The following is a 14,110-nucleotide window of genomic DNA, read 5'->3' on the forward strand; positions in this document are numbered from 1 at the left end:
AGGCTAAATTATGAATAATATAAAAAAAAATAAAAACGGGAAAGTTCAAAAAGCAATTAAGGCTGAGCCGATTATAAGGAAGCTGCAATCGCATCGCGGACAGATAAAAAAACTTGGTGTGAAACAACTTGGACTTTTCGGTTCTGCCGCAAGAGGGGAGATGAGGGCAAATAGCGATGTGGATATTGTTGTTAAATTTGACAAGACAACATACAGAAAGTATTTAAGCCTGAAAATACTGCTCAAAGGTATACTTGGCAGAGATGTTGACCTATTGACTTTACCATCTATCCAGGGAAGGCTTAAGGAACAGATTATGAAGGATTTTATAAATGTCCCGACATACTGAACTGCGATTACTGGATATACTTGATGCCATTGAAAGAATTTTTAGCTATGCAAAAGGTATGAGCTACAAGGACTTTCTGTCCGACCACAAAACACAGGATGCAGTAGTCAGAAATATTGAGATTATAGGCGAAGCGGCCAGGGCCATCTCCAAAATATTCCGTGCCGATAATCCACAAATTCCATGGGATGATATCATAGGTATGCGAAATATAATCGTTCATCATTATTTCGGTGTTCTGATTGACGTAGTATGGGATATTGCAAAAAAAGAACTGCCCAGCCTTAAAAAGCAGATAAAAGCCATTATAAAGGTGGATTGATTTATGAGATTACCAGAAATAAAAAATCCGGATAGATACGTCGACCTTTATGCGGTTGATTTCGGCGGTCACAATGGGGTTGGATTTACCGCTGATGAAGTGGCGGAACTTCTCGAAAGCGAAAAATTCAGGGACATAAAAGTTTACAGAATTTATAAAGCATATCCTGACGGCAAAATGGAACTAAAGGGTGTACCGAATGAAATATTCGAGCTTGAGATGGGAATGTTCTTTTATGAATTCGATGAAGTCGCAGCACAGAGCGATTATAAGAAACTGATAAGCTCGGCTGTAACGACTGCGCCGCCGACAAAAGCAAAAGTTCATCTTGCAAAATACGACGATGATAAATTTGCTGTCGCGATTATCTTTCCTGCTGAATATAACGACCAATTCAGTAAATGGCTTTTGGATATAGATTATAAAACAAACGGTTCCGCGGAAGGCGGCATTGAGGCGGTAAAAAGATATTATACCGATGAGCCTGAAATTCTCGAAAGACATCAGTTGTTCAATCAGCAGCAAATTGAAAGCCTCACAGGCGCCAGGCTTTTGGCCGCGACAAAAACGGCGATTGTTAGATAAATTGAAGATTTAAGATTGAAGATTGAAGATTTAAAAATTGCATTCGTTTTGTTTATCTCCTCTCTGTTCAAAAAGAAGATAAAAGCCAATGATTTGAAGAAATTGGATTTTTCCGCATCCACTCAAAAGTCAGGAATTTCATTTACAGATAAAATCAGGGACATCTTTCGTCACAAGTGGATTAAGAAATCTTGAAAAATAGCCACCAAGACACGAAGGCACAAAGAGAAGTATATATTTTTAAAACTTAGTGCCTTCGTGCCTTTGTGGCTAATTAAGCGTTAGTGCCGCAGCATTTTTTGTATTTTTTCCCGCTGCCGCACGGACACGGGTCGTTTCTGCCGACCTTGGGCTGTTCAAGCTTTATCTGTTTGACTCTGGTTGCTTCGCCCTGCGGGGCCTGAGCGGCGGCACGCTGACGTTCGGCCATTTCAAACTGACTAACTTCTTCGTGTTTTGTCTGGCCTGCCTGCCAGATACTTTTTGTTCTTGTACCCGCTTCGAGACGAACCTTGAAGATTGTATCAGTAACTTTATCTTCAATTAAATCAAGCATCTCGCCGAACATCCGGAATCCCTCGTGTTTATATTCTATTTTCGGGTCCTTCTCGGCATAAGCCCGCATAAAAATACTTTCCTTCATGTGGTCCATCGCATACAAATGGTCCTTCCACGCTGAATCGTAGAATTGCAGAAGGACATATTTTTCAAGCTCGCTAAGTTCAGTCCTTAAAAATTCCCTGCCTGCCTCAAGCAGTTTTTCCTTAGCGGTATTTACCATACCGCTCTCTGACGGTCGCGGCTCTGATGCGAAATCATCACTCTTCAAATTTGCTTTGAACCTGTTATTCGCCCATTCAACGAATTGGTCTGGCTGAAGAGATGCGATTTTTTCATCGATTTCATTTTTAAGACCTGAGCTGTGGTAATCTTCGCTGATTTTCAGCAGTTCTTTATGGACCGCGGCAGGGGAAGTATTCTGCAGATAAGAAACAGTGATTTCTTTACCGAACCTTTCGTTTATCCAGCCTGCAAGATTTTCAAACGCATAGACATTTACGCTGTCGGTGCGATAAGTCATACTCATCGCGAATTCAACGGGGTATTCTATTTCCCGACGGGCATAGAGAATCTGTACCAGGCCGAGAAGCTTTTCGTAAACCTGCTTCGGCTTTAATGGTTCCAGCTCGTTTACATCGAGTTTGATTCCGAATTTATTGGCCGACCAGTTGGCAAATGTTTTGATTCCAAAATCAGCGTCAAGGAATATGGCCAGCGAAGAACAATCTTTTTTCTCTATCTGTTCGGCAGAGGCGGTGATAAGGTTTTGTTCGATTTCTTCAGCGGTCATTTGCCGGATTTTACTGCCTGAAAGATTTACGCTGTACGAACTCATCGCCCATTTACACAGAGATTCGATGTTCCAGGTGCTCTTGTCAGCGAAGTCTTCGAGATATTCGCCAAGAGTAACGGAGATGTTGTTTGCGGCCTCATTTTTCGCGTTTTTCTTTGCCAGTTCCTCTATCTGCTCGGCGTTAAAGCCGGAGATACGGCCCGGATTTATATCGACTCCGAAATTTGTCTTTACCCATTCGGCGATACATTTCAAACGATAGTCCGCGTCGAGTATATCGCTGCAGGCCTTATCGATTGTCGAATCTATCATCGCGGTAATCATATCCTTAAGGCCTATGCCTTCGATTACCTGTCTTCTGCGGGAATAGAAGGTTTTTCTCTGATAGTCCATCACCTCGTCAAATTCAAGAAGGCTTTTTCTTGCCTCGAAATTCCGCTGTTCGACTTTTTTCTGCGCCTTTTCAACGCCTTTGCTAATCTGGCGATGTTGAATCGGCTCGCCTTCTTCCCAGCCGACCCATGAAAGAGCCTTTACTGTCCATTCAGGAGAAAAGATTTTCAGCAAATCGTCGTCGAAACTTAAAAAGAACTGGGTAGAACCGGCGTCACCCTGTCTGCCGCATCGTCCGCGAAGCTGATTGTCAATTCTTCTGGACTCGTGTCGCTCAGTGCCGACTATGTGCAGACCGCCAATATCGGCGACGCCCGGGCCGAGCTTGATATCCGTGCCGCGGCCGGCCATATTCGTAGCAATTGTAACGTTGCCGCAGAGTTTTCCCGAGCGGTCGGTGTGCTGATGGCCCGCCTTTTCAACGATTAACGCTTCTCTTGCGTGCTGTTTGGCGTTAAGAACTTCGTGCTCTATGCCGTATTTTCTGGTCAGGGCGTTTGAAATCGCCTCACTCTTTTCGACGCTTATCGTGCCGACAAGCACAGGGCGGCCCGCGGAGCTTGTGTCGTGAATTTCCTCTACGATAGCGTTGAATTTTTCCTTAATGGATTTATAAATCATATCGTCTTTGTCGTCGCGGATGCAGGGTTTGTTTGTCGGGATGGTAACGACTTCGAGTTTGTATATCTGCATAAACTCGTCGGCTTCGGTGATGGCGGTGCCTGTCATACCGGCTATTTTTTCATAGAGACGGAAAAAGTTCTGCAGCGTTATTGTCGCAAGGGTCTGGGATTCCTCTTTCACAGTAACATTTTCCTTGGCCTCTACGGCCTGATGAAGACCGTCCGACCATTGTCTGCCGTGCATAAGACGGCCGGTGAATTCATCGACAATTATGATTTTGCCGTCCATTACGACGTAGTCTTTTTCCTTTTCAAAGACAATATGCGCCCGCAGGCTCTGTTCGAGAAGATGCGGCCATTCCATATTCGAGCCTGTAAAGAACGAGCCGACGCCGGCAAGGTCCTGAGCTGCGCCGAGGCCGTCGTGATTGAGATGAACCGCTTTTCGGTCGTATTCTATTTCGTAATATTGCTTTGCCGAGTCGAGCCGGCTCTGCAGGTTTTCAATTTCAGTCTGAGTTTTTTCAATTACAGACTGGGCTTTTTGTACGCGGAGGTCGTCTTTTGCTTTTTTCGATTCTGAAAGTTCGCCCTGAGCGTTCGCTATTGTCTTGTGTGCCGAATCGAGCTGCTGATTTATATGATTATAGTTGCTTTGCATATTTATAATCTGTTTTGCGACGGCATCGGCCTTTTTGTATCTGCTGACATCGTCGAAAGCGGGGCCGGAAATAATCAGCGGCGTTCTGGCCTCGTCGATAAGGATAGAGTCAACTTCGTCGATAATCGCGTATTCGAGCGGGCCCTGCGCCAGCTGCTCTGCAGAGACTTTCATATTGTCGCGCAGATAATCGAAGCCGAACTCGTTATTTGTTCCGTAAGTTATATCGCAGGAGTATTGTGCCTTGCGGTCGGCGCCGGTGGTTTCCATATTTGCCTGAATCGCGCCGACGGTCAGCCCCAGGGCATTGTAAACCGGGCCCATCCACTCGGAGTCGCGTTTTGCCAGATAGTCGTTGACGGTAACGACATGCACCTTTTTTCCCGTAAGATGGACAAGATACGCGGCAAGAGTGGCAACAAGAGTTTTTCCTTCGCCGGTTGTCATTTCAGCAATCCTGCCGTCATAAAGGACATGGCCGCCAATGAGCTGGACATCGAAATGCCGCATATTGACGGTTCTTCTTGCCGCTTCACGAACGACAGCAAAGGCTTCGGACAGTATGTGTTCCGGGTTTGCATCGGCAGATAAACGATTTTTAAATTCCGCTGTTTTTGCTTTTAAAGCGTCGTCACTGAGGTTTTTTATCTGCTCTTCGAATTGGCCGGCCTCTAAGGCGATGCGCATATATCCCTTGATGAGTCTTTCGTTGCGTGAACCGAAAAGCTTTACGAGCAGCCGACTTATTTTTCCCTGAGCCATAATTAACAATTTAAAATTTAAAATTCAGGCTTTATGCTCTTGTAATGTATTCGCCTGTGCGTGTATCGACACGGACAACATCGCCGACCTTTATGAACGACGGCACACTGATAACGGCGCCGGTGTCGAGCGTTGCGGATTTTCGCTGGCCCGAAGCCGTTGCGCCTTTTATCTCCGGCGGCGTTTCGACAACCCTAAGGTCGACAGAATTTGGCAAAGTAACCATAACTGGTTTGCCTTCATATGTACTGACGGCGATTTCGGTGTTGGGCTTGAGATATTTTCTGCCGTCGCCGAAGGCGTCATCGTCGAGCGTTATCTGGTCGTAAGTTTCAAGGTCCATAAGGACGTGGCCGTTCGGCTCGGAATAAAGATACTCGTATTTCCGCTTATCGAGAGTAACCTCTTCGATGTTTTCCTCGGACCTGATTCTGGCGTTATTTATCAGTCCGTCAATAACACCCTTGATTTTTGTCTGATAAATTGCGCCGCCTTTGCCGAGCTTGACGTGCTCGAAGTCTATAATTATATAGAGCTTTCCTTCCCACAGGATCGTCTGACCCTTTTTCATTTCCGCTGCCTTCATCCCGTTAGACCTCTAAACCCTTTCTCATTTATTTAATCTATGTTAATTTCGCCTTTTCTAAAGTTTTTTCTACTAATCATATCTAAAGAGGTCTAACGGGATTCATCCCTATGCGGCTTAGACCTTTATTTAAGACAACAGTATCCCCCAAATTAGCCTGAAAGTCAAGAAAGGTTCTTGCATAAGCTATTCTTATCTATTATATTATGTCGTCTCATCGTGCGTTGAGGCGGTTAACCGGAAATCCTAAATTAACAGGTGAAAAAATGGCAGAAGTTGTAACGCCGGATATCGAAGGAATTGTTCCAGAAAAGACTCCCAAGGACCCGTTTCTGACCGAGCTTTCAAGGCTCGCCAAGCAGAACAATAAAATTGACCCGCAGCTTTACGAACAGTTTGCCGTCAAGCGCGGCCTGCGAAACGCCGACGGCACGGGCGTATTGGCCGGTCTTACCGAAATCGGCGACGTGCACGGCTATGTCATCAACGAAGGCGAAAAAGAAGCCATCGAGGGGAGGCTGCGATACAGAGGTATGGAAATCGAAGATATTGTTTCCGGTTTCCAGAAGGAAAAAAGACACGGCTTCGAAGAGACCGCGTACCTGCTGCTGTTCGGCGAGCTGCCGAAGAAAAAGGATTTGACCAGATTCTGTCACCTGCTCGGCAAGAACAGAAATCTGCCGGAAGGTTTTACGGAAAATATGATTCTCAAGGCGCCCAGCAATAACGTGATGAACAAACTGGCAAGGAGCGTTCTGGCGGCGTATTCATACGACAAGACGCCGGAAGACAGGTCGCTGAAAAATATTCTTCGTCAGTGCATAGGACTGATTGCGAGATTTCCGACATTTGCCGCTTACGGCTATCAGGCCAAGGCACACTATTATGACGGCGAGAGCCTTTATATCCATTCGCCTGACGAGAAACTTTCCACAGCGGAAAATTTCCTTATGCTTACAAGGCCGGACAAGAAATATACCAAGACAGAAGCGGATTTGCTCGACCTTTGTCTGGTTCTGCACGCAGAGCACGGCGGCGGAAATAATTCGACCTTTACTACGCACGTGGTTACCTCGTCCGATACCGATGTTTATTCTGCAATCGCGGCGGCAATAGGTTCGCTGAAGGGCTCAAAGCACGGCGGAGCGAATATTCAGGTCATCGCGATGATGGACGACATCAAAAAGAACGTAAAGAATTATGAAAGCGAAAACCAGGTTGCCGATTATCTCGCCAGGATTGTCAAAAAAGAGGCATTCGACGGTACGGGCCTGATTTACGGTCTGGGGCACGCTGTTTATACGATTTCAGACCCTAGAACGGCCCTGATTAGAAAACAGGCGGCAAGACTTGCCAAGGAAAAGGACCTCGAATGGGAATTCGAGTTGTATTCTCTTATTGAAAGACTTTCGCCGGAGATATTCCAGAAAATCAAAAAGTCAGACAAGAAAGTTTGTCCGAATGTGGATTTCTATTCCGGTTTTGTTTACAGGATGCTCGGAATACCGACCGCGCTTTATACTCCGCTTTTTGCGGTTTCGAGAATCTCCGGCTGGTGCGCTCATTTTATCGAAGAAACCGTCAGCGGCGGACGCATTATCAGACCGGCGTATAAAAGCGTCGCGGAAAAAAGAGAATATATCCCAACGTCGAAAAGATAGAAAGCCACGAAGACACAAAGGCACGAAGTTTTTATATATATTATTTTTAGTGTCTTAGTGCCTTAGTGGCTATAAGTATCTCACCATTTTCCCGGTGTAAGTGCATCCGGAACCGGCTGATTCCACCAGTTCGCGTCTCTTAGATATTGTTTTGTCATCATTGCGGCGTTTACGCCGTCGCCGACTGCGGTTGCAAGCTGCATAGCCGCTCCTGTTCTGCAGTCGCCCGCCACGAAAACGCCGGCCACTTTCGTCCGCAGAAAGCCTACATCGCATTTGACAAAGCCCGCTTCGGTTAAATCGACAAAACCATTGAGAAATGAAGTGTTCGGAACCATACCGACAAAGATAAAAACGCCGTCGCAGGGAAGGGTTTCTTCGTTGTTTGTTTTTACGTTTTTCACACGTACTTTTTCAACCTTTTTATCACCTTCGATTGCGACAACAACGGTATCGAGTTTGAGTTTTATATTTCCGCCATTGTTGACTTTGCTCATAAGTTCCTCGACGAGCACTTTTGTCGCTCTGAATTCCTGCCGTCGATGGACGAGGGTAAGTTCGGCCGCGAATTTCGCGACGTGCAGTGCTTCCTCGACAGCAGTATTTCCGCCGCCGACGGCGACGACTTTTTTGCCTTTGAAAAACGGGGCGTCGCAGGTTCCGCAATAGCTTACACCGGCGCCGGCGTTGCGAAATTCTTCTTCGCCGGGAACGTCGAGTTTGCGATAAGAGCTTCCGCAGGCGATTATCACGGATTTGCCGATAAATGTCTTTTTGCCGCAGTTTATCTCAATATTTCCGTCAGGCAGCTTTGTAAGTTTTTTTACTTCTTCGGTTTTGAATTCCGCGCCGAAGCTGTCAATCTGCTTCTTCATTTTCTCAATCAGGTCAGGGCCTGAAATGCTTTCAAAGCCGGGGAAATTTTCTATGCGGTCGGTGGTGATTATTTGGCCGCCGGGAAAGAATTTTTCGAGAACGACCGTCTTAAATCTGTCTCTTGAATTGTAAAGAGCCGCCGCAAGTCCGGCGGGGCCTCCGCCGATGATTATACTGTCGTAAATTACCTCTGCCATTAACTGTTCCTTACTTCTTTATGTCCTTACTTCCTTTTTTCATCTGATATTGTTCCATCATCTGGATTTTGTCGAGCCACTGGGGGAAGTCAGCGAGAATGTCGGCTCTTGTCGTTCTTTCAAGCCGGTACGAAAAGCTGCCCTGTATTTCGGCGGACAGCAGTCCTTTTTGGCCGTCGAAGTACATCTTCTGATGTACCGTGTATGCTCCGAAAAATTCGACCTGTGCCGCGGATTGAGCCGGCAAAACGGAAGTTTCAGACGTTTTTATTCTCGAAAGAATCACAGGTGCTATTTTGCCGTCTGAAAGTATTATTTCAAGCATAACGGTATCGAATTTACTTTTAAGAAATTCAGCGACAACACGGTCAAAGATAACGTCAGGTACCATTGAGTCTGTAAAGTAAAATTTATTGATAACGTCATTTTTCTGTACGGTCAGCACATTCTCGTCGTCGAGCTGAATGTGAGTCGGCTGCTGACGATTTGTCAACAGACTGCCCTGTTTTATCGTCCAGTCGAACCTGCGCAGCGAAATATCCGAGTGGAAAACCGTTTGTTCGGTATAAGTGTTGTAGCTGGAACTTATGAATGATATTCCTGCGAATGTAACCGCTGAATCGTCATTTGAATCTGCCGAGTAAGAAATACTATCTGTAGAGAACCCGATAGTATTGCCGCGAGTATCTTTTATATGGTAATAATCACGATGACCCTGCCGCGGTAATATTTCCGAATACGAGGCTTTAAAATTTTTCAGGAATTCTACGCCTTTTGTGAGCGGATTGTCCGGCAGATATTTTACCGAGGCCAGAAGCGCTTTGAAGATTTTCTCGGCAAGGTCGCCGCCAAGACCTTTATGCGCCACTTCAAGCGTGATAACTTTTCCATCGGGCAGGACAGTTGTGCCGCAGAGAACCACGGCCTTTTCAGAGGAGATTTGAGCATAGTCGAATGTAAAGTCGCCGAATTTCTCAGACTTTACGGATTCAATCTTTCCCTGTACGGAAGCGGCCATCGCCTCGAACTGCTGCGAGGCACCTTCCTGGGACGGCTGAAGTAAATACCGCCACCGCAGCGAAATGGCTGAGTTGCTGTTAATCTGCATCAGGCTGGCAAGCCTGAATTCGTTGTCCTCATATTTGAAGCTGTCTGAAAGCGATTTCCAGCCGCCATCGGCAGGAACAGAAACCGTAAGACCGGTACCTTTAACCCCGACAGGCTCAGAAAGCTTAAAATCCGTTCTGGACGAGATAAGAAGTTTCGCTAAAAGAAGACCGAGCAGAAGCAGGCCGAAAAATGCCGCCTTGTCGAGTCCCCACCGTCTTAATTTTTCATTATTTGCCATTTTTTTCCTTTAAGGAAATAAAGAGGTAAGATGCAGGAAATAAGGAAAAGCAATCGCATACTTTCATTATATCCTTATCTCTTTACTTCTTGTTCAAGATTATCGGGCAAGGTCATAACAAAATCCCGAATATCGTCACGAGTTTTTCTGAACGCATCCATTATTTCTTCTTCCGAACCTGTTAAAAAAGACGGGTCCGAAAAAGGCCTGTGGACAAGCTTTGTTTTGCCGTGGAAAACAGGACAGCTTTCTTTGGCGTTATCGCAAAGCGTAATTACATAATCAAAATCAATTCCGGCAAGCTCGTCGATGTGCTTGGAACGATGGCTGGAAATATCCGCACCAACTTCGGCCATTACTTTTACGGCCCTTGAGCTTACGCCGACAGGATAAACGCCGGCGGAAAAGGCTTCTATGCAGTCGCTTTTAAGCTTTTTCGCCCAGCCCTCGGCCATCTGACTGCGGCAGGAATTGCCGGTACACAGGAACAAGATATTCAATTTTTCTTTTTTATCCGTCATTTTTAAAACCCGGAACTATTCTAATAGCAGAGCGGCGGATTTTCCAGCTAAAACCCCGCTTGAAAATGCAAACTGCAGATTATATCCGCCACAGGGGCCGTCAACATTAACCGTTTCGCCGGCGAAAAACAATCCGTGACATAGTTTTGACTGCATGGTTTTGCTGTCAATTTCGGCTGTATCGACGCCGCCTCTTGTCGCAGTCGCTTTTTCAACCGGTTCGGCGGAAACAATGGAAAGCGGAAATGTTTTGAGTTTTTCGACAAGGGTTTTCCGTAATTTTTTATTTATCTGCCCGGCGCCGATTTCAGGAATATTATTTTCAGCGCAAATCGTCTTAATCAGGGCTTTCGGTAAAAGCTGTGAAAGTACAGAGATGATATTTTGTCGAGGATTGGCCGTGATTATTGTTTTATCGAGTTCATTGGTTTTTATATCCGGTAAAAAGTCGATGAATATTTTAATATTGCCTTTCGGTAAATCAGCGATATTTCTGCTCATATCGAAAACGGCAGGACCGCCGATACCTTTGTGGGTAAAAAGCATCGGGCCCGAAGACGATATTTTTTTGCCGTTGATTTTACTTGTTATTGAAACATTTTTTACGCTTATGCCGGCCAGAGAAGAACAGAATTTTTCCGCTGTAACCAGCGGCACTACGACGGCAATTGGCTTTATGATTTTGTGGCCGAGCTTTTGGGCGAATTTGTATCCGTCGCCTGTCGAACCGGTCTGCGGCCAGCTTACGCCCCCGGTTGCGATTATCAAACATTTCGCTGAAATCACAGATTTTTCTGATTCAATAATAAATAAACCCCGACCGCAGGTGTCGGGGCTAAACAATTTGACTGATACGACTTTTTTGTCGTAAAATATTCTGATATTTAATTTCTTCATTTCATCGAAAAGTATTTGCTGAATGTCGCCTGCGTTTTGAGTTTCGGGGAATACGCAGCCGGATTGTTCGACGACTGTTTCAAGGCCGTGATTGCGGAAGAAATCCCGCAGCTTCTGCGGGCCGAATTCATAAATGCAGTGGCGGACAAACCTGTCGAAAGGTTTGTATGCCCTTATAATTTCGTCGGCTGAACCGGTATGCGTGAGATTGCACCTGCCTCCGCCTGTCAGCAGAAGTTTTCTGCCTGCACTTGTGTTCGACTCTATGACAACGACTTTCTTTGCACGCCGGGCCGCGGCAATAGAGGCCATCATACCTGCCGGTCCAGCACCAATTATACATATGTCAGTTTCAGTCATAATTATTTTGAAAAGAAGTAAGTTTCAGATTAACATAGTCAGCCCTGAATTTACAGAGACATAATGAGAGAAAATACTGAAAAAATCAATATAAATGAAGGCGGATGCAAAGAAGTGCTGAAAATCGCATTTCCGCTGATACTAAGCACCTCGGCGATGACGCTGCAGATGTTCGTGGACCGGGTTTTTCTGATGTGGTACGACCAGAACGCGATGAGCGCGGCGATGCTGGGTGGAATACTCAGTTTTGTATTCTTCAGTTTTTTCCTCGGCACGGCCAGCTATGCCAATACTTTTGTTTCGCAGTACGACGGCGCAAAAATGAAAAACAGAATCGGCCCCTCCGTTTGGCAGAGCGTTTATTTTTCCATCGGTGCCGGACTGATAATGGCGGCAATTGCCTTGTTTGCCAGACCACTTATCACACTTGTCGGGCATGAACCGGCAATCGCCGGATATGAACTTGTATATTTCAGGATTCTGCTGCTCGGGGCGTTGCCGGGAATTATCGACGCTTCGCTTTCCTGCTTCCTGACAGGCAGAGGGAAAACATGGACAGTTTTATGGATTAATGTTTTCAAAACAGTTCTAAATGCTGTGCTTGATTACGCGATGATTTTCGGGCATTTTGGTTTTCCGAAATGGGGCATCGGCGGAGCTGCGATAGCAACCGTTATCGCCAGTGCCGCAACCTGCGTGATTTATTTTATCGTTTTTTTGTGGCCCGCTCATCGCCGGGATTTCTGCACGTCTAATTATGTTTTCGATAAAGACCTTTTCGGCAGGTTAATGAAATTCGGCATACCGAGCGGCGTGCAGTTTATGCTCGATATACTGGGTTTTACGCTTTTTGTGGTTTTCGTGGGCAGAATCGACGCGGTATCGTTCGCGGCCTCTTCGATGGTTCTTCAGATTAATACGCTTTCATTTATGCCGATGATAGGCTTCGGTATAGCGACAGGAATACTTGTCGGCAGGGCACTGGGCGCCGACAAGCCGCACATCGCGCAAAAAGTCACCTGGTCAGCGGCCAGGCTGACCTTCGGATATATGATTGTTATAGCGGCGGGCTACTGGCTTTTTCCGGATTTGTTTATGCTGCCGTTCGAGGCGAAAGCATCGGCCGAGCAGATGGAAGCGATGAGGCCGATAGCGAAAACACTGCTTTACTTCGTCAGTTTTTACTGCATCTTCGATACGGGCAATATTATTTTTTCGGCGGCGCTAAAGGGAGCGGGCGATACGAAATTTGTAATGTATATTTCAATCTGGCTCAACTGGATTATTATGGTTATTCCGAGCTGGGCGGCTGTAACATTTCTGCACGGCAGGGCAAGACTTTATATAGCATGGGCCGCTCTGGCAGGTTATGTGTGCGCGCTGGCAATATTGTTCCTGCTTCGATTCCTCGCCGGCAAATGGAAAACAATGCGGGTGATAGAAAAAGCTCCTGTGCTGCCGGGCATTATGCCTTCTGTGCCGACCGTCGAAACAGATGCCGGATAAATATAACCGCTTAATTGACAAAAAGTTAAAAAAATCCCCGAAATTTGTTTTTTTGGCTTGTTTTTATAGGACGTTAGGATTTACAATATGCACCTATCCTTGAGGAGAGGAAGAATGATGATTTGCTCGGTTAGTTTCTGAATAGTTTTATAGTAAATCGTTATTTTCGGGATAGGAGAGAATGATGTTTGCAAAGAGGGACTTTCAAGTCAGCGGTATTCTTCCGGCAATTCACTCCTTAACCTTTACAGTAAGGAAAAAAGAATAACATTTTTTTTGGAAGGGGTATGGGGTTATGAGAACAACACTAATTTTCGCAGTCGTATTAATTTCAGTTCTGAGTGGTTTTGTTTATGCGGGCATTATTGATGCACCCATATCGCATTGGACATTGGATGAAACTTCAGGCGCAACGGTTCACGACAGCGCAGACAGCCATAACGGTGCTATCGCAGGCGACCCGGTCTGGACAGCCGGTAAAATCGACGGCTGTCTGGATTTCGACAGCAGCGGTGATTATGTAAATTTCGGAGACGTCAGCCAGTTTGAGTTTGGCGGTAATGATTTTACAATTGCCTTTTGGTTTAAAACCGAAGGCGCACATGACATCGGCGGCGAAAATTCAGGAACAGGAAATATTATATCCAAGTATGATATAAATCTGGGCAGACAATGGTTAATCCAGCAAACTGCTGACGATAAAATTCACTTTGATACTTATTCTGTCGATTCATCTACCGGCGGAGATGGCCTCGTTTCAACAGGAGGTTATGGAAATGAATGGACGTATGTTACCGCCGTCCGCCAGGGAGCCGCCAAATATCTGTATATAAACGGTGTTTTGGACAATAACGGCGTATGTAATGGAATAGTGGCGGGAACAATCTCGCCTGTCTTAATCGGCGCACGATCCGCTAACGATTATTATTACCGATTCTTCAATGGTAAAATCGATGACGTCCGCATTTACGATTATGCTCTAAGTGCAGCCGAAGCTAATCAACTTTATCTGATTCCTGAACCCGCAACTATCGCATTGCTCGGCCTCGGTGCCTTAAGCCTCATTAGAAAAAATCGGTTAATAAAAATAACAATTTAAGAAGGAGATA

12 protein-coding genes are annotated in these 14,110 nt (G+C 45.7%); 6 read left to right on the forward strand and 6 right to left on the reverse strand.

Annotation, left to right across the window (positions count from 1 at the left end; genetic code table 11):
- Positions 1 to 10: 10 nt before the first annotated feature.
- The 3 genes from WC496_00915 to WC496_00925 are packed head-to-tail and all read left to right on the forward strand — an operon-like array spanning position 11 to position 1,256.
- Positions 11 to 349: a nucleotidyltransferase family protein gene (locus WC496_00915; GenBank protein MFA5291574.1), complete on the forward strand. Its 339-nt coding sequence runs from the start codon at positions 11 to 13 to the stop codon at positions 347 to 349.
- Positions 333 to 671, forward strand: coding sequence for a DUF86 domain-containing protein (locus WC496_00920; protein ID MFA5291575.1), 339 nt, complete (start codon positions 333 to 335; stop codon positions 669 to 671). The genes WC496_00915 and WC496_00920 overlap by 17 nt, the downstream gene beginning before the upstream one ends.
- 3 nt (positions 672 to 674) lie before the next feature.
- Positions 675 to 1,256, forward strand: coding sequence for a hypothetical protein (locus tag WC496_00925; GenBank protein ID MFA5291576.1), 582 nt, complete (start codon positions 675 to 677; stop codon positions 1,254 to 1,256).
- A gap of 274 nt (positions 1,257 to 1,530) precedes the next feature.
- Here WC496_00925 and secA read toward each other — a convergent pair whose 3' ends face one another.
- On the reverse strand, positions 1,531 to 5,049 hold the full coding sequence (gene secA, locus WC496_00930; protein MFA5291577.1) for a preprotein translocase subunit SecA: 3,519 nt from the start codon (positions 5,047 to 5,049) through the stop codon (positions 1,531 to 1,533).
- Positions 5,050 to 5,080: 31 nt separating this feature from the next.
- Complete coding sequence (gene efp, locus WC496_00935; GenBank protein ID MFA5291578.1) at positions 5,081 to 5,620, reverse strand: elongation factor P; 540 nt, start codon at positions 5,618 to 5,620, stop codon at positions 5,081 to 5,083.
- Between the two features lie 281 nt (positions 5,621 to 5,901).
- Here efp and WC496_00940 point away from each other — a divergent pair, with 281 nt between their 5' ends.
- On the forward strand, positions 5,902 to 7,296 hold the full coding sequence (locus tag WC496_00940; protein MFA5291579.1) for a citrate/2-methylcitrate synthase: 1,395 nt from the start codon (positions 5,902 to 5,904) through the stop codon (positions 7,294 to 7,296).
- Positions 7,297 to 7,376: 80 nt separating this feature from the next.
- Here WC496_00940 and WC496_00945 read toward each other — a convergent pair whose 3' ends face one another.
- The 4 genes from WC496_00945 to WC496_00960 all read right to left on the reverse strand — a co-directional run bounded on the left by WC496_00945 (position 7,377) and on the right by WC496_00960 (position 11,495).
- Complete coding sequence (locus WC496_00945) at positions 7,377 to 8,369, reverse strand: FAD-dependent oxidoreductase (protein ID MFA5291580.1); 993 nt, start codon at positions 8,367 to 8,369, stop codon at positions 7,377 to 7,379.
- Positions 8,370 to 8,379: 10 nt separating this feature from the next.
- Positions 8,380 to 9,717, reverse strand: a complete 1,338-nt coding sequence (locus WC496_00950) for a hypothetical protein (protein MFA5291581.1) — start codon at positions 9,715 to 9,717, stop codon at positions 8,380 to 8,382.
- 74 nt (positions 9,718 to 9,791) lie between these two features.
- Positions 9,792 to 10,238: an arsenate reductase ArsC gene (locus WC496_00955; protein MFA5291582.1), complete on the reverse strand. Its 447-nt coding sequence runs from the start codon at positions 10,236 to 10,238 to the stop codon at positions 9,792 to 9,794.
- Positions 10,239 to 10,253: 15 nt separating this feature from the next.
- Positions 10,254 to 11,495 (reverse strand): NAD(P)/FAD-dependent oxidoreductase, encoded by a 1,242-nt coding sequence (locus WC496_00960; protein ID MFA5291583.1) that lies wholly within the window; start codon positions 11,493 to 11,495, stop codon positions 10,254 to 10,256.
- A 63-nt stretch (positions 11,496 to 11,558) separates the two neighbouring features.
- Here WC496_00960 and WC496_00965 point away from each other — a divergent pair, with 63 nt between their 5' ends.
- Complete coding sequence (locus WC496_00965; protein ID MFA5291584.1) at positions 11,559 to 13,001, forward strand: MATE family efflux transporter; 1,443 nt, start codon at positions 11,559 to 11,561, stop codon at positions 12,999 to 13,001.
- A gap of 295 nt (positions 13,002 to 13,296) precedes the next feature.
- Complete coding sequence (locus WC496_00970) at positions 13,297 to 14,100, forward strand: LamG domain-containing protein (protein ID MFA5291585.1); 804 nt, start codon at positions 13,297 to 13,299, stop codon at positions 14,098 to 14,100.
- Positions 14,101 to 14,110 lie beyond the last annotated feature (10 nt).

It is taken from the genome of Phycisphaerae bacterium, from assembly GCA_041652575.1.
Classification (GTDB): Bacteria; Planctomycetota; Phycisphaerae; order Sedimentisphaerales; family UBA12454; genus UBA12454.